This is a genomic window from Pseudomonas fluorescens (assembly GCF_001307275.1).
In the GTDB taxonomy this organism is placed as follows: Bacteria; Pseudomonadota; Gammaproteobacteria; order Pseudomonadales; family Pseudomonadaceae; genus Aquipseudomonas; species Aquipseudomonas fluorescens_AA.
Genome location: NZ_CP012831.1, coordinates 6661803 through 6686836, shown reverse-complemented (window position 1 = coordinate 6686836; position 25034 = coordinate 6661803). Strand labels below are relative to the sequence as shown.

Here is a 25034-nt window from a genome sequence, read left to right as displayed (position 1 = left end):
CGGTCGTAGCGTCAGCGGCCCAGCAGTCCGCGGGCAGCGAGGTTGCGCAACAAGGCGCTGACGCCAAAGGTCCAGGGGGCGGCGTCGCAGCTGTGGGTCACCTCATTATGCAGGCTGCCGAGCAAGGGGCTGCTGATGCTGACCCGGTCCCCGCGTTTGTGGGTGAAACCGCTGCCGGGATGGTCGCGGTCTTCGGTGGGGGCGAACAGGGTACCGAGAAACAGCACAAAACCATCCGGATATTGGTGGTTGGCGTTGAGTGTCTGGCTTGCCAGGTCCTGTGGGTCACGGCTGATCTGGCTCATGGAACTCGAACCGTGCAGGCGGTAGCCATCTTCGCCTTGTACCTGGAGGTCGACCACGCAGGCGCGTACGTCATCCAGGCTGAAGTGTTCGTCGAACAGGCGAATGAACGGCCCGATAGAGCAGGACGCATTGTTGTCCTTGGCCTTGCTCAGCAACAGCGCGCTGCGACCTTCGATGTCTCGCAGGTTGACATCGTTGCCCAGGGTGGCGCCGTGGATCTGGCCACGGCTGTTTACCGCCAGCACCACTTCCGGTTCCGGGTTGTTCCAGTGCGATACCGGATGAATGCCGATTTGGCTGCCGCTGCCCACGGCGGACAGGATCGGTGCCTTGGTGAAGATCTCCGCATCCGGGCCGATGCCGACTTCCAGGTACTGCGACCACATGCCCTGTTCGATGAGCAAGGCTTTCAGGCGCATGGCTTGCTCGGAACCCGGCACGATCGTCCGCAGGTTATCGCCGATCACGCTGTGCACGGTGGCGCGTACCGCCTCGGCCCTTGCCGCGTCGCCGCCGGCCTGTTCCTCGATCACTCGCTCGATCATGCTGGCGGCGAAGGTCACGCCGGCGGCCTTGATCACTTGCAAGTCCAGCGGCGGCAACAGAAATGGCTTGGCCGGGTCGGCATGAATGCCGGTGTTGGCCAGCAGCGCTTCGACGCTGGCGATGAAAATGCCGGGCGTTTGCCTGACTTCCGCCAACGGTGAGGACGTTTCCAGCAAATCGCTCAAGGTCGCGAAACGGTCCGACAGGTCGAACACCCCATCGCTGCGCAACACGACGGGTGAAGGTCCGGCGACACGGCCAGGCACCCAGGCACGACCGATGAGGGTGCCGGCGACGCCATCGACGGGCAGGGTGTTCTCGGGAGTAAGCATCAGTGACATGGGCAGTCTTCCGGGTTCGTAAAGCTTTCAAGCTAGGGCCCGCGGTTGATGAACTCCAATGAGATATATTCAGTATCTGATAACGTCCGGTTATTGCATCGTCGAGGATTGCCCATGTCCGATCTGTCTTTCTCCAGCTTCTGCGGCTGGCTCAAATTCCGCCATCTGCTGTTGATCGATACCTTGGGGCGAACCTGCAACATGCATCTGGCGGCCGAGCAGATGAACCTCAGCCAGCCCGCCGTGAGCAAGATGCTCAAGGAAATCGAAAGCCTGCTCGGCTTCGCCCTGTTCGAGCGCCGCTCCCGGAGCATGCCGCCCACCGCATTGGGTGAGCACGTACTGCGTTACGCGCAGATCGCCTTGAACGATGCCCGTTCGTTCGTCGAGCAAATCAGCAGCCTGCGCGAAGGTGGCCATGGCTACCTCAAGGTCGGCGGTATCTTTGCCGCGACGGCGGTGGCCTTGCCTGAGGCGATCCTGCAGATCAAGCAACGCTGGCCCTTGCTGTCCATCGAGGTGGTGGAGCAGACCAGCAACCATCTGATGAAGATGCTTGAAGAGAAAAAACTCGATCTGGCGGTAGCCAGGTTTACCGAGCAAAGCCAGCAACAGCGCTACGACTTCCAGCCCCTGGCCCCGGAACCGTTCTGCATCGTGGTCAATGACCGCCATCCCCTGGCGAACGCCGGGCCGACCTCCCTGCAGCAACTGGTGGACCTGCCGTGGATTCTCTACCCGGTCGGCACGCCGATCCGTGCACGCATGGAACTGGCCTTCGCCGAGGCCGGGGTGGGAATGCCGCGCAATACCATCGACACCATTTCCATGCAGACCTTCCTCCAGGTGCTGCAACGCGGGCCCATGATCGGCATGCTGCCCAATGCCATGGTCGATCCGCTGCTCGACAGCGGCCAGCTCAAGACCCTCGATACCCCGCTGCACCTGGTGCCCCAGGACTACGGCATCCTCACGCGAAAGGACGAACCGCTGGTGGGCGCGGCGCTGGAGTTTGCCGAGATTCTCAAGGACAACGCCCGTCTGAGCGGTTGAGTGTGCCGCCGCCATCGCGAGCAAGCTCGCTCCCACAGGAGGCGGGAGTGTCGCGGATCTTTCAGTCAACACGAAACAACTGTGGGAGCGAGCTTGCTCGCGATGGCGGCGGATCAGCCTGCACTGAACCCTGTGGCGAGGGAGCTTGCTCCCGCTGGGCTACGCAGTAGCCCCCTTGCCAAACCCAAGCCTCGATAACAATACGTTATCGACTAATCCAAAAATGCCATTGGGAAAGAATCGATTCCCGACAGTAGAGTCCTCGTTCAATCGCCGGATGAGTCACTCATTCGACGTGACCCAATAAAAACAATCAGGGGTTACCTCATGCAAACCATCTCCGAGCCGTTGCCCGCCCAGGCACAAGCCGGCCAGCTGGATTTCGAAGACCGGACCTACCGCAAGGTGATCTGGCGGATCCTGCCCGTGTTGCTGTTGTGCTACATGGCGGCGTACCTCGATCGTGTGAACATCGGGTTCGCCAAGCTCGACATGCTCAACGAGCTGCAATTCAGCAACACGGTGTATGCCTTGGGCGCCAGTATGTTTTTCTGGGGCTATTTCCTCTTCGAAGTGCCCAGCAACCTGTTGCTGCATCGCTTTGGCGCACGGTTCTGGATCGCCCGGATCATGCTCAGTTGGGCGGTGATCTCCATGGCCGTGGCCTACACCGTGCCGCTGGCGGCTTTCTTCCACATCGAATCGAGCACGATGTTCTATGTGCTGCGCTTCCTGTTGGGCATCTGCGAAGCGGGCTTTTTCCCTGGCGTGATCCTCTACCTCAACTACTGGTTTCCGACCCACCGGCAGAGCCGGGTGATGTCCGGGTTCCTGCTGGCGCTGCCCGTCAGCCTGACCCTGGGCGGCATACTTTCCGGCTGGCTGATGAACAGCATGCAAGGGGTGCATGGCTTGTCCGGCTGGCAATGGATGCTGCTCATCGAAGGCATTCCATCGATCATCATGGCGTTCGTGGTGATCGTCTGCCTGGCCGACAACATCGACAAAGCCAAATGGCTGACGGTCGCGGAAAAAGCCCTGCTCAAGGCCAATCTGCAAACCGACAACCAGGGCAAGGCCACGCGCTTGAGCGAAGTGTTCTTCAACCCGCGGGTGTGGTTGCTGGTATTGATCCTGCTGACCTTCAACACCGGTTTCTATGGCCTGGCGTTCTGGATGCCTTCGATCATCAAGAGCACCGGCATCACCAACAGCTTGCACATCGGTTTGCTCACCGCCATCCCTTATTCGGTGGCGGTGGTGGCGATGCTGCTCAACGCTCGGCACTCCAACCGCACCGGTGAGCGGCGCTTGCACGCGGCGATCCCGGCGTTCATTGGCGGCGTCGGCCTGATCCTCAGTGCCTTCTTCGCTGACAACCTGGTGTTGTCCGTGCTCTTTCTCAGCGTCTCCGCTTCGGGGATCCTCAGCCTGATGCCGATTTTCTGGACCCTGCCGGGCACCGTGCTGTCGGGGGTCGCCGCCGCAGCCGGTATTGGCATGATCAACGCCATCGGCAACTTGTCGGGCTTCACCGGCTCGATGATCACTGCCGTGGCCGAAACCCTCACGGGCAACATCAACAACGGCACTTATGTACTGGCCTTGTGTCTTTTGGTCAGCGGCGGGCTGATCCTGGCCATCCCCGCTTCGATGCTCGGCAGGGTCCCCAAGCACGCCGCCACGGCAGCGCAACTGGAGGCCGCATGAACCTGCAGAACAAGCGCGTGCTGGTGACGGCAGCGGGGCAGGGCATTGGCTTGGCCAGCGCCATTGCCTTCGCCCGGGCCGGGGCCGAGGTGATCGCCACGGACATCGATATCCATGCACTGGCGGGGATCGAAGAGGTCACCGCCATGTCCCTGGATGTCACCTCGACCGCTGCCATTAGCGCCGCCTGCGAGCGCATCGGCGGGCTCGATGTGCTGTTCAACTGCGCAGGCTACGTGCACAGCGGCAACATACTGCAATGCGACGAAGCAGCCTGGGCGCGTTCGATGGACCTTAATGTCACGGCCATGTATCGGATGATCCACGCGTTTCTGCCGGGCATGCTGGCCCGTGGCGGCGGCTCGATCATCAACATGTCGTCGGTGGCCTCCAGCGTCAAGGGCGTGCCCAATCGCTTCGCCTATGCCACCAGCAAGGCGGCGGTGGTGGGCCTGACCAAGGCTGTCGCCATCGACTTCGTCAGCCAGGGCATCCGTTGCAACGCGATCTGCCCGGGCACCGTGGACTCGCCTTCGCTGCGCCAGCGCATCGCCGACCAGGCCGTGCAACAGGGCGTCGATGAGGCGCAGGTCTACCGGCAATTCCTCGACCGTCAGCCCATGGGACGCATCGGCAGCACTGAAGAGATCGCCCAGTTGGCGGTGTACCTGGGCAGCGATGCATCGGCCTACACCACGGGTGCCATTCACGTCATCGACGGTGGCATGAGCATCTGAACCCCGGTCTTCACTTGAGCAGGAGCACGACATGAAACTATTGCGCTACGGCGAAAAAGGTTCGGAAAAACCCGGGCTGTTGGATACCGACAATCAGCTGCGCGATCTCTCGGGCCGTGTGCCGGACATCGCCGGGCAGGTCCTGGGCGCGGACAGCCTGGCAGCGCTCGCCGCCCTCGACCCGCGCAGCCTGCCGCTCGTTGCCGGCCAGCCGCGTATCGGTGCCTGCGTCGGCCAGGTCGGCAAATTCATCTGCATCGGCCTGAACTACGCCGACCATGCGGCCGAGTCGAACATGGAGGTGCCGAAAGAGCCGATCATCTTCAACAAATGGACCAGTGCCATCTGCGGGCCGAACGACGACATTCAGATCCCGCGCGGCTCCCTCAAGACTGATTGGGAAGTCGAGCTGGGCGTGGTCATCGGTAAAGGCGGGCGCTACATCGACGAAGCCAATGCCATGGAGCATGTCGCCGGCTACTGCGTCATCAACGATGTGTCCGAGCGCGAGTGGCAACTGGAGCGCGGCGGCACCTGGGACAAGGGCAAGGGTTTCGACACCTTCGGCCCACTTGGCCCCTGGCTGGTGACCCGGGATGAAATCGCCGACCCGCATACGCTGGATCTGTGGCTGGAGGTTGACGGACACCGCTATCAGAACGGCAATACCCGAACGCTGATCTTCAGCGTGCCGCAACTGATTGCCTACCTGAGCCGCTGCATGAGCCTGCAACCGGGGGATGTGATCTCCACCGGCACGCCACCCGGCGTCGGCTTGGGCATCAAGCCCGCCCCGGTGTTCCTGCGGCCGGGCCAGACCATCCGCCTGGGGATCGAGGGCTTGGGCGAACAGCGTCAGGTCACGGTGCAGGCGGACTGATCGCAGGGCTCGCTGCCCCCTCAGGTCCCTGTGGGAGCGGGCTTGCTCGCGATAGCGGTGTGTCTGCCGGCATCCATTCAACTGACCAGACGCCATCGCGAGCAAGCTCGCTCCCACACTGTTCCGAGGCGCTACACATATTGATGCCTTACCAATACCCCTGTGGGAGCGAGCTTGCTCGCGATAGCGCTGGCCCGGCCGGGCCTCACTTTGGATCAACCCGCCTGACACGCTTCATCACCACCACGAAAAACACCGGCACGAACACCACCGCCAGCGTGGCGGTGATCATCCCGCCGATCACCCCGGTGCCGATGGCCTGCTGGCTCGCCGAGCTGGCACCGGTGGCAATCGCCAGCGGTACCACCCCGAGGATGAACGCCAGCGAGGTCATGATGATCGGTCGCAGGCGCAGGCGTGCGGCCTGGAGTGTGGCGTCGATCAAGTCGTGGCCTTCGTCGTACAGGCTCTTGGCGAACTCGATGATCAGGATCGCGTTCTTCGCCGACAGGCCGATGATGGTGATCAACCCGATCTTGAAGAACACGTCGTTGGGCATGCCGCGCAACGACACGGCCAGTACCGCGCCAAGCACACCCAGTGGCACCACCAGCAACACTGAGGTCGGGATCGACCAGCTCTCGTACAGCGCCGCCAGGCACAGGAACACCACGAGCAACGACAGGCCCAACAGGATCGGTGCCTGGCTGCCGGACAAGCGTTCCTGCAAGGACAACCCGGTCCATTCCTGGCCCAGGCCCGTCGGCCCCAGGGCCACCAGCCGTTCGATTTCGGCCATGGCTTGTCCGGTGCTGTAGCCCGGTGCCGGTTCGCCGGAAATGCTCACCGCCGGATAACCGTTATAGCGGGTCAATTGCGCCGGCCCCTGGGTCCAGCGGGCCTGGACGAATGCCGACAACGGGACCATTTTCCCGCTGTTGTTGCGCACGTGGATCTTCAGCAGATCCTCGACCTGGCTGCGCTGGTCGCCCTCGGCCTGGACCACCACCCGCTGCATCCGCCCCTGGTTGGGAAAGTCGTTGATGTAGGCCGAACCCACCGCCGTGGACAACACGCTGCCGACATCGGCAAAGGAAATGCCCAGGGCATTGGCCTGCTTGCGGTCGACCTCCAGTTGCACCTGCGGCGCTTCCGCCAGGGCGCTTTCGCGCACATTCATCAGCATCGGGCTTTTTTCGGCGGCGGCGAGCAGTTCGCTGCGGGCCTGCATCAAGGTGGCATGGCCGAGTCCGCCACGGTCCTGCAAACGGAACTCGAAACCGCTGGAGGTGCCCAGGCCATCCACGGGCGGCGGCAGCACCGAGAACGCCATGGCATCCTTGATTTGACCCAGGGCCAGGTTGGCGCGGTCGGCAATCGACGCCGCCGAATCCTCGGCGCCGCGTTGCGACCAGTCCTTGAGGGTGGTGAAGGCCAGGGCTGCGTTCTGCCCGCTGCCGGAAAAGCTGAAACCGAGAATGATCGTGCTGTCGCCGACCCCCGGCTCGCCGGCGTTGTGGGCTTCGATCTGCTCCACCACCTGCACCGTCCGGTTTTTGCTCGCACCCGGTGGCAGCTGGATGTCGGTGATGGTGTAGCCCTGGTCTTCCACCGGCAGGAACGAGGAGGGCAGGCGACTGAACAACAGGCCCATGCCCACCAGCAGCACGCCGTAGATCAGCAGATAACGGCCGCTGCGTTTCACCGCATAGGCCACCCACCCCTGATAGTGGTCGCCGAAGCGGTCGAAGCCACGGTTGAACCAGCCGAAGAAGCCGCTTTTGGCGTGGTGATCACCTTGGGCGATCGGTTTGAGCAAGGTCGCGCAAAGCGCCGGGGTCAAGGTCAGGGCGAGAAAGGCCGAGAACAGGATCGACGTTGCCATCGACAGCGAGAATTGCTGGTAGATCACCCCCACCGAGCCCTGCATGAACGCCATCGGAATGAACACCGCCACCAGCACCAGCGTGATGCCGATGATCGCACCGGTGATCTGCCCCATGGCCTTGCGTGTGGCCTCCTTGGGCGACAAGCCTTCCTGGGCCATGATCCGCTCGACGTTCTCCACCACGACGATGGCATCGTCCACCAGGATACCGATGGCCAGCACCATGCCGAACATGGTCAGCACGTTGATCGAGAACCCCAGCGCGAGCATCGTCGCGAAGGTACCCATCAATGCCACCGGCACCACCAGGGTCGGGATCAGGGTGTAACGGATGTTCTGCAGGAACAGGAACATCACCGCGAACACCAGCAACATCGCCTCGCCGAGGGTGTAGATCACCTTGGTGATCGAGACCTTGACGAACGGCGAGGTGTCGTAGGGAATCTTGTACGCCACGCCGGCCGGGAAGTAGCGCGACAGCTCGTCCATTTTGTTGCGTACCAGGGTCGCGGTGTTCAAGGCATTGGCGCCCGGCGACAGTTGCACCGCCACCGCGGTGGACGGCTTGCCGTTCAGGCGCGTGGAAAACTGGTATTCCTGGCTGCCGATCTCCACCCGTGCCACGTCGGCGATGCGCACCGTCGAGCCATCGGGATTGGCCTTGAGCACAATGTCGGCGAACTCTTGCGGCGTGTTGAGCTGGCCTTTGACGACGATGGTCGCGGTGATTTCCTGGGTGCTGCGGCTCGGCAATTCCCCCAGGCTGCCTGCCGACACCTGGGCGTTCTGCGCCACGATGGCGGCATTAACATCGGCCGGGGTCAGGTTGAAGCCGACGAGTTTCTGCGGGTCGATCCAGATCCGCATGGCGCGCTCGGCCCCGTACAGCTGGGCCTTGCCGACACCGTCCAGGCGCTTGATCTCGTTCATCACGTTGCGCGCCAGGTAATCGCTGAGGGCCACGTCGTCGAGCTTGCCGTCGCTGGAGGTAAGGGTGATCAGCAGCAGGAAGCCGGCGGAGACTTTGTCCACTTGCAGGCCCTGCTGCGTGACCGCTTGCGGCAGGCGCGACTCCACCGCCTTGAGGCGGTTCTGCACGTCGACCTGGGCCAGTTCCGGGTTGGTCCCGGGTTGGAAGGTCGCGGTGATGGTGGCGCTGCCCAGGCTGCTCTGGGATTCGAAATACAGCAGGTTGTCGGCGCCGTTGAGTTCTGCCTCGATCAGGCTGACCACGCTTTCGTCCACGGTTTGCGCCGAGGCGCCCGGGTAGACGGTGTAGATCTCGATTTGTGGCGGCGCCACCACCGGGTATTGCGCCACCGGCAGTTGTGGGATGGCCAGGACACCGGACAACAAGATGAACAAGGCGACGACCCAGGCGAATACCGGACGGTCGATGAAAAATTGCGGCATGGCTTAGTGTCCTGCCTGTGGCCCGGGAACCTGGGCGAGGGGGAGTGGAGAGTCGTCGATCCGGACGTGCTCGCCGGGACGGGCGTGTTGCAGGCCTTCGATGACGATGCGGTCGCCGGGTTTCAAACCGTGGGTGACGACCCAGCGATCGTTTTGCGCGGCGCCCAGTTGCACTGGTTGCTGGCTGACCTTCTGCTCGGCGTCCAGCAGCAACACCTGGGCGATGCCGGCGCTGTCGCGCAAGATGGCCCGTTGCGGCACGGTGATGCCCTGGCTGTTGACCGCCTGTTCCAGGCGCACGCGGATGAAACTGCCCGGCAGCAGGTCCAGGTCGGGGTTGGGGAACTCGCTGCGCAGGGTGATCTGGCCGGTGCTCGGGTCGACGCTGAGGTCGGTGAACAGCAACTTGCCGGGCAGCGGATAAGGGCTGCCGTCGTCCTGGATCAAGGTGGCCTTGGCCTGGCCCTGGCCGACCGCTTGCAGTTGCCCTGCGCGAAAGGCGCGGCGCAGGTCATTGAGTTCGCGGGTCGATTGCGTGAGGTCGGCGTGGATCGGGTCCAGTTGCTGGATCAACGCCAACGGCGTGCTTTCGTTCTGCCCCACCAAAGCACCTTCCGTCACCAGGGCGCGGCCGATGCGCCCGGATATCGGCGCGGTCACCGTGGCATACCCGAGATTCAGTTTCGCCCGTTCCACCGCGGCCTTGTTGGCGGCGACGTCCGCGGCCGTCTGGCGCACGTTGGCCCTGGCGTTGTCGTAGTCCTGGCCACTGATCGCCTTGTCATCGATCAACTGGGCGTAACGTTGTGCCTGCAAGCGGGCCTGGAACGCATTGGCCTCGGCCTTGCGCAACGCCGCCTCGGCACTGTCCAGGTCAGCCTTGAACGGCGCCGGATCGATGCGAAACAGCACCTCGCCCTGTTTGACGTCGCGGCCTTCGTGAAACACCCGCTGCAAGACCACGCCGGCGACCCGTGCCCGGACTTCGGCGACCCGTGGCGCGGCGATCCGGCCGCTCAACTCGTTGCTGATCGACAGCGGCCGGGCCTGGACCGTTTCGACACGCACGCTTGCCAGGGGGGCGGAGGCTTGCGGGTTCGAAGCGCTATCACAGCCACTGAGCAGCAGCGCGCCGACCAACAAGCCCAGTGTGACGAAAGGAATCTTGGACATGGTGCTTCCCCAATATTGAGCCGCCCATGGTAGGGATCGAGGCCAATGCCAGGGGTGAAGCTTTGTAGGTGCTCTGTGAAATTGTGTAAGCGCACAGGCCACTAGATCCGAAAATGCCCCACCAACTGCTGTTGATGGTTGGCCATGGCATGCAACGAGTGGCTCGCCTGCGACGCTTCTTGCATCCGGCTGGTCAAGGTTTCGCTGATTGCCCGAATGTCGCTGACGCGATGGCTGATGTCTTCCACGACAGTGCTTTGCTCCAGGGCGGCACTGGCGATCTGTTGGTTCATGTGTTCGATCACTTCCACGGCGTCGGTGATGTGTTGCAGCGCCACATGGGTCTTTTCGACTTGAGCGACGCTGTCCCTGGCCTGTTCGCGGCTCAGTTGGGTGCTGAGCACGACCTCCTGGCTCAACTGTTGCAGCGCTTCGATCACCGTGCGTATCTGCTCGACCGAGTTCTGGGTGTTGCTGGCCAGATGGCGAACTTCGTCGGCCACCACGGCGAAGCCGCGCCCCTGTTCACCGGCCCTGGCCGCTTCGATGGCGGCATTCAAGGCCAGCAGATTGGTCTGTTGGGCAATGGCACAAATCACGTCCAGCACCTGGCCAATGTGTTGGCTGTTGCCGGCCAGCGCCTGCACTTGCACGAGTGTGGTTTCCAGGCGCCGGTCGAGGCTGTCGATGCTGGTGACTGCGTTGGCGAACAATTCCCGCCCCGATCGGCTTGCGTTTTCGGCGACGGTGGCGGCATCGGCCGCCTGGTGGGAATGGCGAGCCACTTCCTGGGCGCTGGTGCTCATTTCATGCAAGGCGGTCGCTGCCAGCTCGACTTCCCGGTACTGCGTGTGCATGCCGGCGCTGACTTCCCGGGCCACCTGCGCCGACGTATCGGCGGTGTTGCGGGTGTCCAGGGAGGCTTGCTGGATATCGCGGATAATGGGCTGCAACTTGTCGAGAAAGCGGTTGAAACCCCTGGCCAGATGGCCCAACTCATCATGGCGGTCGTTGGGCAGGCGCTGGGTGAGATCGCCGTCGCCTTCGACAATCGCATCGAGCATATGCGCCACCCTCAGCAGTGGCCGGGTGACGCCGTAAGCGGTGAGCCAGATGAGCAACAGTCCCAAGCCGGCAGCCAGCAAGCCGAGGCTGAGGTTGAGCCAGTTGGCCTGGCGATACTTGTCGTCCAACTGCGCTTGCATGTGCAGGGCTGGCGCTTGCACAAGCGCTTCAGGTACGCGTATCTGCAATTGCCAGGGGCTATTGTCGGGAGCGGTTTGCACGGCTTGCCGAACGTCGACCGAGGTGCCGTCAACCGTGCCGCTATGGCCGGCAACTTGCCCTGATGGGGAAAGAATGTTGATCTCGCTGTGGCCGGGATACAGGTCGTTGGCCAGGCTGGCGGCCAGTTGCTGGAGGGTATCGAGGCTGATGTCCATGCCCACTACGCCGATGACGTTGCCCTGGTCCAGCAGCGGTATGGAGATGCTGCTCATCAACGTCTTCTGGCCTTCGACCTCGATCGCGTAGGGCTCTGTCACGCAGGTGCGTCCCAGGGTCTGCGGGCAGACGTACCAGGCGTTGGCCGGCTCGCTGCCCGGTGGTGCGGTGTTGGCGCTGATCTGGGCTTCGCTGAGCACCTCCTGCACCAAGTGGCCGGGTTGGCTTTGCGACCAGTACAAGGCGAAGCGACCCTTTTCGTTGCCGGCCAGATCGCGCTGGCCAATGAAACCGGCATCTTCACCGACCAGCGCGTCGGGAAACAGCACCACGTAGAAGCCGAGGACTTTTTCGCGGTTCTGGAGGGCTTGGCGGGTCGCGGCGATCAGGTCCTGGCGCAGTTGCCCCGGTGTCAGTCGTCCGTTCCAAGCCTGGGCGCGCAGTTGCAGGACCTGCTGGGCAAAACCTTCCCCATAGATCGCGGTTTCGCTGAAAAAGCGCTCCACCCGCTGACCGTGTGCCAGGCCCTGTGCCTGCAGGCCTTCCAGGGCCGAGCGCCCGAGCAGTTGACTGCTTTGCTGCTTGAGCAGCGTTGCGCCTTGCTGGTTCTGATACAGGGAGGTACCGGTCAATGCCCCGACGACGGCCAGCAGGCACAGCCCACTCAGGAGCGTGATCCGCCATTGGATAGAGAGACGAGCGAAGAACATGCTGAGATTTTCCTGCGCTTAGGGATTTTTATTGTTCTGTGCCCCGCACTGTTTGAACGACGGGCGAGGCTATCTTGCGGCAGGAAGCGCCTACCGGTTATCCCTAATCGGCAGCCGTTGTGCCCCGGCGTTGGGCAATGCGGTTCCGCCAAGAAAACACAAAACCTGTGGCGAGGGAGCTTGCTCCCGCTGGACTGCGCAGCAGGCCCAGAAAAGAGGGGTCGCTTCGCGGCCCAGCGGGAGCAAGCTCCCTCGCCACAGGTTGTCGTTTGGTCCAGGGACATGATCAGCGTTACAGCATTGGGCTGACCTGTTTTGGGGCGCCGCCTCGGATGCTGCCGTTTTGGGATAGCGAAGGGTTTTGGCAAGGGCCTAGCATCGAATCCAGCGTGCAAGCAGAACAATAAGCTTTTGGAGTCGGCGAAACTGGCCGTCTCCGATCCAGCAACAACTGCCTCATACAATAAGGTCAAGAACAATGAGTGTATCTTTCCCGATCAGCAGCTCGACGGAGTTGAAGCGCGGCGCCCTGGGCGTCGGCTTCATCATCTTCTTTGTGATTTCGGCGGCGAGCCCCTTGAGCGTCATCGCCGGCGGTTTCCCCATCGGCATCATGCTGGGCAACGGCGCGGGTACGCCAGCGTTGCTGCTCCTGGCGCTGTTGGTGTTGCTGGCCTTCTCGGCGGGCTACACGGCCATGTCCCGGCACATGACCAACGCCGGTGGTTTCTATGCGTTCACCTCTCGCGGTTTGGGTGGCCTGGCCGGTGGCGCGGCGGGGGTGCTGGCGATGTTCGCCTACAACATTCTCCAGGTCGGGCTGTACGGCATGTTCGGTGGCGTGGTCAGCGGCACGATGGCCAGTGTCTTTGGCCTGGATTTGCCGTGGTGGACGTATTCGCTCCTGGCGATGGCGAGCATCGCGATTCTCGGTTATCGCAAGATCGACCTGTCGGCCCGGGTGCTGTCGGTGGTGGTCATTGCCGAGTACCTGGCGATCCTGACGCTGGATTTCGCCATCCTCAAGACCGGTGGCGACAGTGGCATCAATCTCGATTCGTTCGATCGCAGCCATGTGTTCAGCGGCACGCCGTCCATCGGCTTGCTGTTCTGCTTCGCGGCGTTCATCGGCTTCGAGGCCACCACCATCTACGGCGAGGAGGCCAGGAACCCGCACCGTACGATTCCCATCGCCACCTACAGCTCGGTGCTGTTGATCGGCGGTTTCTATGCCCTGTCGGTTTGGGCCATGGTGGTTGGCGTAGGCGCGGACAAGATCGTACCGACCTTGCAGGCGCTCCAGGATCCCACCACGTTCATCTACGGCATGTCCGATCACTTTGTCGGCCCACACCTGACCCAGATCATCCGTGTGCTGTTCATGGTCAGCATCTACGCCGGCCTGCTGGCGTTCCACAATGCCGCGGCCCGTTACTTCTACGCCATCGGGCGTGACGGTTTGCTGCATAGCCGGTTGGGCACCACCCATCGCGTGCACCAGAGTCCGCACATGGGCTCGGTCCTGCAGAGCCTGATCGCAGCGGTGGTGGTGCTGATCTTCGCCGCGCTGGACGCCGATCCGATCCTGCAACTGTTCGCCTGGTTCTCCAACCTGGCCACGTTGTGCGTGATCCTGCTCATGGCCCTGACCTCGGCGGCGGTATGGGTCTATTTCCGCTCGCATCCGGAGTTGAAGCTGGGGCTCTGGCGTGGACGGATTCTTCCGGGCTTTTCGTGCCTGGCATTGCTGGCGGTCCTGGCCCTTGCGGTGATGCATTTCGACGTGCTGACCGGCGCCAGCCAACTGTTGTCCTACGGCCTTTGCGCCGTCATTCCCGCCGCGCTGATTGTCGGCGTATTCCTCGCCGCCCGATTGCGCAAGTCCTCGCCCGAGCGGTTCATGGCGTTGGGCAGCCACAAGCTCTAGGGCGCCACGCGACCACGTCAAACCACACAAAAAATTGCGCTGTCGTTCGGGACGGTCCGGCCGCGCGTGAAAGGAAGATGTTATGCACGATTATCAAATGCTCATCAATGGGGCCCGGGTCGACGGCGAAAACGGCCACTTCGATGTGATCAATCCGGCGACCGGCACCGTGTTCGCCCGTTGCGCGGCCGGTTCCCTGGCCCAGCTGGACCTCGCCGTCGAAGCGGCGCAGTCGGCCTTTATCGAATGGCGATACAGCAGCCATGAAGATCGCCGCCAGCGCCTGCAGAGCATCGCGGCGGACATCGAACAGGACGCCGAGTCGTTGGCCCGGCTGATTGTCCTGGAGCAGGGCAAGCCGCTGGAACTGGCGTTTTCCGAAGTGATGGGCGCGGTGGCCTGGACGCGTTACGCCGCCGAACAACAGATCCCCGTGGAGTTGGTGGAGCAGACCCCGAGCCAGCGCATTGAACTGCACCGCAAGCCGTTGGGCGTCGTCGCATCGATCACGCCCTGGAACTGGCCCTTCATGATTGCCGTCTGGCACATCATGCCGGCGTTGCGGGCCGGCAACTGCGTGATCAGCAAACCGTCGAGCCTGACCCCGCTGAGCACTTTACGCCTGGTGGAGATCATCGCGCGCCATGTCCCTCGGGGCGTGATCAATAGCGTGACCGGCGAACAGGGTTTCGGCAGCGCGATCACTGCCCACGCCGGCATCCAGAAGATCGTCTTCACTGGCTCGACCGCCACCGGCCAAAGCGTGATGCGCGGCGCCGCGGGCAACCTCAAGCGCCTGACCCTGGAACTGGGCGGTAACGATGCCGCCATCGTGCTGCCCGGCACGCCGGTCGAGGCAGTGGCCGAAGACATTTTCCAGGCGGCCTTCCTGAACATGGGACAGACCTGCGCCGCCCTCAAGCGTTTGTACATCCACCAATCCCAGTACGAGGCCTTTGCCGAGGCCCTGACCGTTATCGCCAGGCGTCAGGTGGTGGGTGACGGCCTGGCGCCTGGGGTCACGTTTGGCCCGGTGCAGAACCTCGAACAACTGACACTGGTTGAGGAACTGGTGGCGGACGCCCGTGCCCAGGGGGCGCGGGTGTTGTGCGGCGGTGCCCGTCTGGACCGCCCGGGCTTTTTCTATCCGCCGACGCTGGTCGCCGATGTGACCGACGGACAGCGCCTGGTGGACGAAGAACAGTTCGGTCCGGTGTTGCCCCTGATCGCCTATCAGGATGTCGAGGATGTCCTGCGCCGCGCCAATGCCGGCGACATGGGCCTGGGAGGGTCGGTCTGGGGCCGCGACAGCGAGCAGGCACAGGCATTGGCCAGTCGCCTGGAATGTGGCATGGCCTGGGTCAACTGCCATGCGCAGATCCAGCCGAATACGCCGTTTGGCGGCAGCAAGATGTCCGGGTTCGGCGTCGAGTTCGGCCTTGAAGGGCTGCTGGAGTTTACCGGCCAGCAGCTGCTGTACGTACGCAAGCGTGAAACTGAGTGAGGACTGCAACCATGTACGAGCACTACAAGACAGCGCAGAAGAAGTTCTGGCACCCGATGAGTTCTTCGGCGCCAGCCAACCGCTCCAAGACGTTGATCATCGCCCGTGGCGACGGCAACTACATCACCGATATCGAGGGCCATCGCATGCTCGATGGTGTGGGTGGCCTCTGGAACGTGAACGTGGGCCATAACCGGCCTTCGGTGAAGGCGGCCATCGCCGCGCAACTGGACGAATTGGCCTATTACCAGACCTTCGACGGCATCGCCCATCCGCGGGTGTTCGACCTGGCCGAGCGGCTGACGTCGATGTTCGCCCAGGAAAACATGGCGCGGGTGCTGTTCAGTTCCGGCGGTTCCGATGCGGTCGAGACGGCCCTGAAAATGGCCCGTCAATACTGGATCGCCAGCGGCGAGCCAGGGCGCACGCGCTTCCTGTCGTTGCGCAATGGCTACCATGGCGTGCACGTGGGCGGCACCTCCGTGGGCGGCAACGGGGTCTATCACTACAACCACGGGCCGCTGTTGGCCGGCTGTCATCTGCTCGATACGCCGTGGCTGTACCGCAATCCCTGGGACTGCCGCGATCCGGAGGAGTTGACGGCTCACTGCATTCGCCAGTTGGAAGACCAGATCGCGCTGCTGGGGCCGCAGACCATTGCCGCGTTGATCGCCGAGCCGGTGCAAGGTGCCGGTGGCGTAATCGTGCCGCCGGCGCATTACTGGAAGAGGCTGCGTGAAGTCTGTGATCGCCACGGCATCTTGTTGATCGCCGATGAAGTGGTCACAGGGTTCGGCCGCACCGGCTGCATGCTCGGCAGTCGAGGTTGGGGCGTCGCGCCCGACGTGCTGTGCCTGGCCAAGGGCATCACCGCCGGCTACATCCCCATGGGGGCGACGGTGTTCAACCAGCGTATCGCCGATGCCATCGAGAACGGTCCGGGTTTCAGCAGCGTGATCATGCACGGCTACACCTACAGCGGCCACCCGACGGCGTGTGCGGCGGCCCTGGCGGTGCTGGACATCGTCGAAGCCGAGGACTTGCCGGGCAATGCCGGGAAAGTCGGTGCCCAATTGCTGGAGCAACTGCAGCCGCTGACCGAACGTTATGCCGTGGTGGGCGAAGTGCGCGGCAAGGGCTTGATGATCGCCGTGGACCTGGTGGCGGACAAGGTCACCCGCGAGCCGCTGGACCCGGCCAACGGCCTGGCCTCGCGTATCGCCGAGCAGGCGCGCCGCGCCGGCGTACTGGTGCGCCCGATAGGCAACAAAATCGTGATGTCGCCACCGCTGACCCTCACCTCCGACGAGGCCGCCATGATGGTTGGTGCGTTGGACGGCGCGCTCGCCGACTGCCGCTAGCCCGACCCGCCGGCGCAGCGTGCTGCGCCGGCTCCTGAATATAAAGACAGCCTTTGAAGGCGCACCACAAGGAGCTCCCGCCATGCGGAACCTATCGCGTATGGAATTTTTCGGCAGTGGCCTTGCCTGTACGCTGGCGCTCTGCGCCGCGAGTCAGGTCCAGGCCTATGCGTTGTATGCCGATGACGACACTCACCTCAACGCCGACATGCTAGCGGTGTTCGGCCATTTCAACAGTCGCAAGAACTACGACGGCAGGCCCGGCGGTTCAACCTGGCGCGAAGGCTTCATCAAGTATGGCGTCAGCGGCGACCAGGGCCTGGCCGGTCGTGGCAGCGCCTACGGTGCGTTCAGCCTGGTCAGCTCCGCCACCTGGGGCGATGGCGACGCGGCCGGCAATACACTGGGCAGCGAGCGTACGACGAAGATCGAAGACGCTTACCTGGGCTGGCGCTCCGCCGATCTGTTCCCTGTGTTGGGGCAGGACGGTGTCGATATCTCCGGCGGTCGCCAGGTGGTCAAGCTGGGCAGGGGATTCTTGATCAACGATGACGGGCCGAACCTGGGCAAAGGGCCTGCCGATGGTCGCTTGAATCGCGGGGGGGCCTATTACCTGGCCGCCCGGCATGCGTTCGACCAGACCGCCGTATTGCGTCTGGGCGGGCAGGAGGGGTTGCATGGCAGTGCGGTCTGGCTCAAGTCCGACAACCGTGCCCAGGCCGAAACCGAACTGGCCGCTGGCACGCTGGACTACACCGTCAAGGCCGGGACATTGGGCTTGACCTGGATCCATGGCCTGGATGTGAGCGACCAGTGGGCCAGTGACTTCCAGAAGCAACGCAAGGGCATGGATGTCTACAGCATTCGTGGTGAAGGCGACGTGGGCATCGAGAACGCCAGCCTGGCATTCGAATACGCCTGGCAGGACAAGGACGCCGGCCCGCAGAACGCCTGGTACGCCGAGGCCGGTTATAGATTTGCCGATCTCGCCTGGGCGCCCAAGCTGACGTACCGCTACAGCCGCTATTCGCAGAAGTGGGATTCGCTGTTCACCGGGCAGAGCACGGGTTATGGCACGTGGTTCCAGGGTGAAGTCGCGGGCAATTATGCCGGGCCCTTCAACAGCAACACGGGCATTCATCATGTCGGCCTGACAGCCACGCCGCTGGAGAACGTGACCCTCGGTGCGTTGTACTTCGATTACAACACCGTACGTAAAGACAACGCCCTGAACCTGGATGCCCGCGAGCTGGATGTGTATGCCGAGTGGGTCGTCAACGAGCATTTGATCGTCACCCCGCTGATCGGCCTCTACAAGCCGGATCGGGATGCGACGACGGGAGGCAATCAAGTGACGGGCAATGGCACCAACGTGTACAGCCAGGTGACGGTGGCCGTGCCGTTCTGAGGCCGGAGTTGTTCGATAAAACCTTGTGGGAGCGAGCTTGCTCGCGATGACGGCGGCCCCATCAACATCCATCTCAACTGACCCACCGCAATCGCGAGCAAGCTCGCTCCCACAGGGAATTTGGGGGGAATTCAAATCCTGCAGTCATCCCGAAACTCGGCCCAGAGCGGTTAGCTCCCTCGCCACAGGGCACTGGTATGGCTGCACCTCCGGTTTCTAGCCGACGGCAGGCTGGGTATGCATCCGCTCGGCAATCCGCCGGGTGGTGTCCATCACCATTTCAACCACGGTTTCCTGGCGCAGCAGTTTGAAGCTGTGGGTGCTGCCCACGGCCGAAAGGCTGCCCACCACCTCGTCGAGCTCCGGGTTGACGATCGGCGCCGCGATACCGGTGAGGCCCAGGTTGAGTTCGTCGTGGGTCATGCAATAGCCATCCTTGCGGATTTTTTTCGTGGCCTTGGAAAAGCTTGCCCAGTCATGGCCGCTGTCGGGGTCGTTGGCCAGGTGTTCTTCGAACAGGCGTTGCAGGCGCCGACCCTTTTGGAAGGCGATCAATACCTTGGATTGCGCACCGCGAAAAAACGGCAGTGGTTGGCCGCGGCCGAATGAGAACTGGTAGGTGTCACTGGGTTCGGCGATGTAGGTGTTGATGATGCGGCCGTCGTAGAAAACGCTGGCGAACACCGCCAGGCCAGTGGCGTCGGACAGCTCGTGCATCAACTCGCGGCCTGCCACGAGGATCGGGTCGTACTGCCGCATCATCCAGTCCAGCTCAATGATGCGTGGCCCCAGGCCGTAGCTGCCGGCATCCACCCGCACCAGCAGGCCGGCATCGCACAAGTCCTTGACGTAGCGGTACACGGTCGCCCGTGAGAGGCCCATGCGCTCGGCGATGGTCTCGGGGTCGATCTTCAATGTGGCCGGGCCGAAAAGGTCCAGCACACTCAGCATTTTGCTCAGACTGCTCATTTCGCTCCTAAAGGGGGGAATGGCGCGTAGGGGGTCGTTGGGTGAGCACTATAGGTAGCCGCGGCGCTGATGAAAAGCCCGCGCACTCGCTCAGGAGCGCGTCGCCACGGTAACCCAATGCTTGAGAAATACAAGCGTATTTTCAGTCGTTTACCACTACAAAATATGCATTAATCTCAAAATATGATTTTAATGCAGAAAAATAGCTTGTTTTGTCGATTGTGCTGTGTGATAAATCTCAGCCACTGCAAACGCTCGATGAAGAGGGCTGGAAATGAATGGTGCGCAACTGATAGTGAAGGCGGCGGTGGCAAGCGGTATCGAATACTGCTTCGCCAATCCCGGAACGACTGAAATTCCCCTGGTGGCAGCCATGGCCAGCGCGCCAGCCCTCAAGCCGGTGTTGTCCTTGTTCGAAGGGGTATGCACCGGTGCGGCGGACGGCTACGGCCGGATTGCCGGCAAGCCGGCGATGACCCTGACTCACCTCGGCCCAGGCTTTGCCAATGGCATTGCCAACCTGCACAACGCGCGTCGCGCCAACACTCCGATCGTCAACGTCATCGGCGATCACGCGTCCTGGCACGTCAATTACGATCCACCGCTGGCCAGTGACATCCAGGCCTTGGCCGGCAGCGTTTCCAAGTGGGTACGGACCTCGCGCACGGCGTCGGGCGTCGGTGAGGATTTCCAGGAGGCGGTGCGTGCCGCCTGGCAAGCCAACGGTCAGATCGCCAGCCTGATTCTGCCGATGGACCTGCAAGCCAACACCGTGCAGCACGAGAAAGCCTTCACGGCATTGCAGGCTCCGGTCCGGCGTTTTGCCGGTGACCGGGTCGAGGCGGTCGCCCAGGCCTTGCGCGATGGTCGGCGCCTGGTATTTATCGTCGGCGACCAAGGCTTGTCCGTCGCCGGCCTGGAAGCGGCGGGGCGCCTGGCGCAACTGCCGGGCGTGCGCCTGTTCGCCGAAACCTTTCCGCGCCTGAGTTATCGCGGCGGTGGCCTGCCAGACCTGGATCGCCTGCCTTACTTCCCCGAAGTGGCCATCGAGATCCTTGACCAATACGACGCGGTGGTCTGTGCCGGCGTCCCCGAGCCCATCAGTTACTTCGGCTACGAAGGCATTGCCTCCCGGCTGGCAGAGCGTGAACGCCTGCTGTGTCTGGCCGAGGTGGGGGATGACGTTGCCGGGGCGCTCACTGCGCTGGCCGATGCGCTTGAGGCGCCGGCTTACGTGCCTACGCCAACCGGTATCGAACTGCCGCCCGGCGAAGCCACGTTGACACCGCAATCGGTGGGCCAGGTGCTGGCCGCATCGTTGCCGGACGACTGCATCGTTTCGGTGGAAGGCGGCACGTGCGGTTATCCGTTCTTCACCGCTTCGGCCCATGCCGCACGGCATCGGGTCCTGACCAACACCGGTGGAGCCATCGGCCAGGGCATCCCGGTGGGCTTTGGCGCCGCCATGGCCGAGCGTGGCAACAAGGTGTTCTGCCTGCAATCGGACGGCAGTGCCCAGTACACCATCCAGACCTTATGGAGCATCGCCCGCGAGCAACTGCCGGTGGTGATCCTGATCGCGGCCAACCACCGCTACGCCATCCTGCAGAACGAGCTGCGCCGCTTCGGCATGACCGAGCTGGGCCCCGAGGCCCTGAGCCTGACGGTGCTGGACCGTCCACGTATCGATTGGAAGGCCCTGGCCAAGGGCTACGGCTTGCCGGCCAGCACTGTGCACACCAACGGTGAGTTGCAACGCGCCTTGGCCAACGCCAAGGCCGACGGTGGTCCTTGCCTGATCGAAATGGCGCTGTGAAGGAGCGGATATGAACCCGATTCAATTGTTACCTGCGGTCGAGAAGTTCCTGTCGCAACCGGGGCGTCTGTTTATCGGCGGGACTTGGCAGGACGCCGCCAATGGCCGCCGGTTTGCCGTGGAAAACCCGGCCACTGAACACACCCTGGCTGAAGTCGCCGAAGGTGGCGAACGCGACGTGGATGCCGCCGTCGCTGCCGCCCGCGCGGCCTTCACGGGGACCTGGGCACAGCAGTCCCCGGCCCAGCGCGGGTTGCTGCTGTTTCGCCTGGCGGAACTGCTCGACCAGCATCGCGAAGAGCTGGCGCAACTGATCACCCTGGAAAACGGCAAGCCAATCGGCGCGGCCCGGGGCGAAGCGGCCAGTGCGGCCAATATCATTCGCTACTTCGCCGGTTGGCCGACCAAGATCGAAGGCAGCACGCTGCCGGTGTCGCCCTCCAGTGGCGCGCCGATGCTCAATTACACCTTGCGCGAGCCGGTGGGCGTCTGCGCGTTGATCGTGCCGTGGAACTTCCCGCTGACGATGTGCGTGTGGAAACTCGGCCCGGTGCTGGCGACCGGTTGTGTCGCGGTGCTCAAGCCCGCCGAGCAGACGCCCCTGGTTGCCATTCGCCTGGTGCAGTTGATCGAGGCCGCCGGTTTCCCGGCCGGGGTGGTCAACCTGCTCACTGGCCTGGGTGCGCAGACCGGTGCACCGCTGGCCCAGCACCCGGACGTGGACAAGATCGCCTTCACCGGCTCGACCCAGGTGGGACGACTGATCGCCCAGGCGGCCACTGGCAACATGAAGAAGGTCTCCCTGGAACTGGGGGGCAAGTCCCCCAACATCATCCTGCCGGACGCCGACATTGTCCGGGCCGCCAAAGGCGCCGCCGATGGCATTTTCTATAACCAGGGCCAGGTTTGCACCGCTGGATCGCGTCTGTACGTGCACGCCAGCGTCCTCGACCAGGTGCTTGAAGAACTCCAGCGCCACGCGGCCGCCCATGTGTTGGGGCCGGGCCTGGATCCGGCCAGCAGCATGGGCCCGCTGGTTTCGGCCCGGCAATTAGGCACGGTGCGTGGCTACCTGCAACGGGGCCAGGAAGAGGGCGCCGAACTGATCTGCGGCGGTGATCGGCCGGCCCACCTGGAGCGTGGTCATTTCATCCGCCCCAGCGTGTTTCTCGACCGCGCCGAGCGCGCCTGTGTCGCCCGGGAAGAAATCTTCGGCCCGGTACTGACCGTCATGAGCTGGACCGAAATCGATGAACTGGTGCTGCGCGCCAACGACTCGCCTTACGGCCTGGCGGCGGGTCTCTGGACCCGTGACTTGCGCTCCGCCCATCGCGTGGCGGCGCAGTTGAAGGCCGGTTCGGTGTGGATCAACTGCTGGAACGTCGTCGACCCGGCCTCGCCATTTGGCGGCTACAAGCAATCCGGCTGGGGTCGGGAAATGGGTAAGAACGTGATCGATGCCTACACCGAAACCAAAAGTGTCTACGTCGATCTGGCCTGAACCGAATAATCACAAGAGGAACTGTTATGGATCTGGAATTGCAAGGCCGCGTGGCGATCGTCACCGGCGGCGGTATGGGCATCGGCAAGGAGGTCGCGCGCTTTTTGTCCCAGGAAGGTTGCAAGGTGGTGATCTGTGCGCGACGCATGGAGTTTCTCCAGCAAGCCGCCGAGGAAATCACCGCCGAGACCGGCAACGAAGTGCTGCCGCTGTACTGTGACACCAACCAGATGTCGGCAGTGTCCGACATGGTCGAGGCGGCCCACAAGCACTTCGGCCGCATCGACATCCTGGTCAACGGCGCCGCGGCACCGTCCGGCGTGGTGCGCAACGACATCGAACATGCCGGCGACGACGAATTGCTTTCGGACCTCAACACCAAGGTGATCGGCTATTTCCGTTGCGCCAAGGCGGTGACCCCGCACATGAAGGCCGGTGGCTTCGGTCGCATCATCAACATCGGTGGCTTGACCGGGCGTGGCAGCAAGGTCCTCTCGGGCATGCGCAACCTGGCCATCGCCCACATGACCAAGACGCTCTCCGACCAACTGGGCCCTTCCGGCATCACCGTCAACCTGATCCACCCCGGTGTGGTCGACACCCCGCACATCCAGGAGCTGTACGAGCGCGAAGGGGTCAAGCAGGGCAAGACGCCTGAGCAGGTGGAGCAGGGCTACATCGACGCGACGCCGATCCGGCGCACCCTGGCGCCCATCGAAATGGGCTGGCTGATCGGTTTCCTCGCATCCCCCAAGGCGGGCGCCGTGACCGGGGAATCCATTGGCATCGACGGCGGCTTGACCCGTGGCATCTTCATTTGAGGAGCAGCAGTGATGAGTAACGGAACCCTTTTGGTCGCCACCGTAGGGCAAGCGGTGATCCGCAGCGCCGACGATGGCCGTACCTGGCATCGCCTGGGCCTGGGCCAGGACCTGGAATTCGATGCGATCACCCGATCCCTGAGTTTCCACCCGGCTACGCCCGAGGTGATCTACGCCGGCACCGACGTTGGCTTGTGCATCAGCCGTGATACCGGCGGCCATTGGCAGCGGGTGGATTCGCCGTTCAACGGGCAGACCGTCTGGAAGGTGGCGGTGGATCCCCAGGATGCACAGCGCATTTTCGTGGGCACCGGTGCGCCTTCGCGCGCCGTGCTGTGGCGCACCCTCGACGGTGGCCAGCACTGGGACCGTGCCCCCGTGGAGATCCCGGAGTTCTGCGACGGCGTCAGTCGTCCACGCCTGCTGGCTTTCGCCTACGATCCGACGGACCGCAACCAGCTCTGGTTCGGCCTGGAAGAGGGCGGGTTGTTCCACAGTCGCGACGGGGGCGAGAGCTGGACCCGTGTCGATGATCGCTTGTTGTGGGACTTCAACTCGGACGTGCACAACATCGTGGTCCTGCCCAACCATGGGCAGAAGGTCATCGTCGTGGTGTGCGTCAACGCCGTCTACCGCAGCCTCGACGAGGGGCAGACCTGGACCGGCATCGTCGCCCGGGAAGCTTTCGGTCTGTATTACGTGCGCGCCATGAATGCACCGTTGGGCGGCGAGGATACGCTCTACCTGAGCATCTCCGATGGCACCCCAGGCACGACCAGCAAGGTCCTGGTTTCCCGGGATGCCGCCCTCAGTTGGGAAGTGCTGCCGCTGCCGCAACAACCCAACTCCTGTGTCTGGGCGATTGCCTTGAACCCTGCCGACCCTCGCCAGATCGTCGTCGGCACCAAGTACGGGCATCTGTTCACCTCCGAAAATGGCGGTGACGGCTGGCAGAAGCAGTGGCGTGAGTTCAGTGAAATCGCTGATGTGCTCTGGACCCCCGCCGTGGCGCAAATCAAGTCCGGGCATCAATCCATCATCAAGAAAAACTGAGGTATCGCGCGATGAAAGTCGAAGTCGTTCGTACTCACCTGTCGTTGTTCGTGAGCGACCCGGAAGTGTCGGCCCGTTGGTACGCCGATGTGCTGGGCATGCATGAAAGCGCCCGGGGTGAAAGCTGGATCATGATGGCGTTTGGTGCCAAGCATCACGACATCGCGTTGCTCCGCGCAGAGCCCGGGGCTCACCAGGGCGGACTGGGTTTGCAGCACTACGGGCTGGAGATCGCGGGCGACATGACCACCCTGCGCAAGCTCTACGGCATGTTGCTGAACAAGGGCGTCGAGGTGGTGAAGATCACTGACCACGAGATCGGCAACGGCGTGTACTTCAACGACCCCGATGGCAATCGCATGGAGTTTTTCCTCGAGTCCGAACACGACGACGAGCGCGGCAAGGCCCGCTTCAAGGCTGCTGGGGCCCCCAGCCGGCATTTCGATCTCGACCCACTTTAAAGAGGCAAGTCTG

The 25034-nt window shown here is 63.1% G+C and carries 17 protein-coding genes and 2 pseudogenes; 13 read left to right on the top strand and 6 right to left on the bottom strand.

Features of this window, described 5'->3' with window-relative positions; genetic code table 11:
• Window positions 1–11: 11 nt before the first annotated feature.
• Window positions 12–1193: a fumarylacetoacetate hydrolase family protein gene (locus tag AO356_RS28780; protein WP_060742733.1), complete on the bottom strand. Its 1182-nt coding sequence runs from the start codon at window positions 1191–1193 to the stop codon at window positions 12–14.
• 114 nt (window positions 1194–1307) lie between these two features.
• Here AO356_RS28780 and AO356_RS28775 point away from each other — a divergent pair, with 114 nt between their 5' ends.
• The 4 genes from AO356_RS28775 (at window position 1308) to AO356_RS28760 (ending at window position 5573) form a co-directional block, all read left to right on the top strand.
• Window positions 1308–2246 (top strand): LysR family transcriptional regulator, encoded by a 939-nt coding sequence (locus tag AO356_RS28775; RefSeq protein WP_060742732.1) that lies wholly within the window; start codon window positions 1308–1310, stop codon window positions 2244–2246.
• 327 nt (window positions 2247–2573) lie between these two features.
• Entirely contained in the window at window positions 2574–3956 is a 1383-nt protein-coding gene (locus AO356_RS28770; protein WP_060742731.1) for an MFS transporter, read from the top strand.
• Window positions 3953–4693, top strand: coding sequence for an SDR family oxidoreductase (locus AO356_RS28765; RefSeq protein WP_060742730.1), 741 nt, complete (start codon window positions 3953–3955; stop codon window positions 4691–4693). The genes AO356_RS28770 and AO356_RS28765 overlap by 4 nt, the downstream gene beginning before the upstream one ends.
• Before the next feature lie 31 nt (window positions 4694–4724).
• Window positions 4725–5573, top strand: coding sequence for an ureidoglycolate lyase (locus AO356_RS28760; protein ID WP_060742729.1), 849 nt, complete (start codon window positions 4725–4727; stop codon window positions 5571–5573).
• A gap of 205 nt (window positions 5574–5778) precedes the next feature.
• Here AO356_RS28760 and AO356_RS28755 read toward each other — a convergent pair whose 3' ends face one another.
• The 4 genes and pseudogenes from AO356_RS28755 to AO356_RS33515 all read right to left on the bottom strand — a co-directional run.
• Window positions 5779–8874, bottom strand: coding sequence for an efflux RND transporter permease subunit (locus tag AO356_RS28755; RefSeq protein ID WP_060742728.1), 3096 nt, complete (start codon window positions 8872–8874; stop codon window positions 5779–5781).
• A 3-nt stretch (window positions 8875–8877) separates the two neighbouring features.
• Complete coding sequence (locus AO356_RS28750) at window positions 8878–10047, bottom strand: efflux RND transporter periplasmic adaptor subunit (protein ID WP_060742727.1); 1170 nt, start codon at window positions 10045–10047, stop codon at window positions 8878–8880.
• A gap of 101 nt (window positions 10048–10148) precedes the next feature.
• A pseudogene (locus AO356_RS33520) lies at window positions 10149–10745 on the bottom strand (methyl-accepting chemotaxis protein); the annotation flags it as partial.
• Between the two features lie 309 nt (window positions 10746–11054).
• Window positions 11055–12200 (bottom strand): annotated as a pseudogene (locus tag AO356_RS33515) (cache domain-containing protein); the annotation flags it as partial.
• A gap of 478 nt (window positions 12201–12678) precedes the next feature.
• On the opposite strand from AO356_RS33515, the gene AO356_RS28740 reads away from it, so the two are divergent.
• The 4 genes from AO356_RS28740 to AO356_RS28725 all read left to right on the top strand — a co-directional run bounded on the left by AO356_RS28740 (window position 12679) and on the right by AO356_RS28725 (window position 18400).
• Window positions 12679–14127, top strand: coding sequence for an APC family permease (locus AO356_RS28740; protein ID WP_060742725.1), 1449 nt, complete (start codon window positions 12679–12681; stop codon window positions 14125–14127).
• Between the two features lie 82 nt (window positions 14128–14209).
• Entirely contained in the window at window positions 14210–15631 is a 1422-nt protein-coding gene (locus tag AO356_RS28735; protein WP_060742724.1) for an aldehyde dehydrogenase family protein, read from the top strand.
• 11 nt (window positions 15632–15642) lie between these two features.
• Window positions 15643–16992 (top strand): aminotransferase class III-fold pyridoxal phosphate-dependent enzyme, encoded by a 1350-nt coding sequence (locus AO356_RS28730; protein WP_060742723.1) that lies wholly within the window; start codon window positions 15643–15645, stop codon window positions 16990–16992.
• A gap of 82 nt (window positions 16993–17074) precedes the next feature.
• The gene (locus AO356_RS28725) at window positions 17075–18400 is read left to right on the top strand and encodes a hypothetical protein (protein WP_060742722.1); all 1326 of its coding nucleotides are present in this window, start codon (window positions 17075–17077) and stop codon (window positions 18398–18400) included.
• 216 nt (window positions 18401–18616) lie between these two features.
• Here AO356_RS28725 and AO356_RS28720 read toward each other — a convergent pair whose 3' ends face one another.
• Window positions 18617–19369 (bottom strand): IclR family transcriptional regulator, encoded by a 753-nt coding sequence (locus AO356_RS28720; protein ID WP_060742721.1) that lies wholly within the window; start codon window positions 19367–19369, stop codon window positions 18617–18619.
• Between the two features lie 274 nt (window positions 19370–19643).
• Here AO356_RS28720 and AO356_RS28715 point away from each other — a divergent pair, with 274 nt between their 5' ends.
• From AO356_RS28715 to AO356_RS28695, 5 genes are read left to right on the top strand one after another with little or no spacing between them, the layout of a single operon-like run.
• A complete protein-coding gene (locus AO356_RS28715) occupies window positions 19644–21185 on the top strand; it encodes an acetolactate synthase large subunit (protein WP_060742720.1) in 1542 nt (513 codons plus the stop codon).
• 10 nt (window positions 21186–21195) lie between these two features.
• On the top strand, window positions 21196–22686 hold the full coding sequence (locus AO356_RS28710; protein ID WP_060742719.1) for an aldehyde dehydrogenase family protein: 1491 nt from the start codon (window positions 21196–21198) through the stop codon (window positions 22684–22686).
• 26 nt (window positions 22687–22712) lie between these two features.
• The gene (locus tag AO356_RS28705; protein WP_060742718.1) at window positions 22713–23507 is read left to right on the top strand and encodes an SDR family NAD(P)-dependent oxidoreductase; all 795 of its coding nucleotides are present in this window, start codon (window positions 22713–22715) and stop codon (window positions 23505–23507) included.
• Window positions 23508–23519: 12 nt separating this feature from the next.
• Window positions 23520–24560: a YCF48-related protein gene (locus tag AO356_RS28700; protein WP_060742717.1), complete on the top strand. Its 1041-nt coding sequence runs from the start codon at window positions 23520–23522 to the stop codon at window positions 24558–24560.
• Window positions 24561–24571: 11 nt separating this feature from the next.
• Window positions 24572–25021 (top strand): VOC family protein, encoded by a 450-nt coding sequence (locus AO356_RS28695; RefSeq protein WP_060742716.1) that lies wholly within the window; start codon window positions 24572–24574, stop codon window positions 25019–25021.
• Window positions 25022–25034 lie beyond the last annotated feature (13 nt).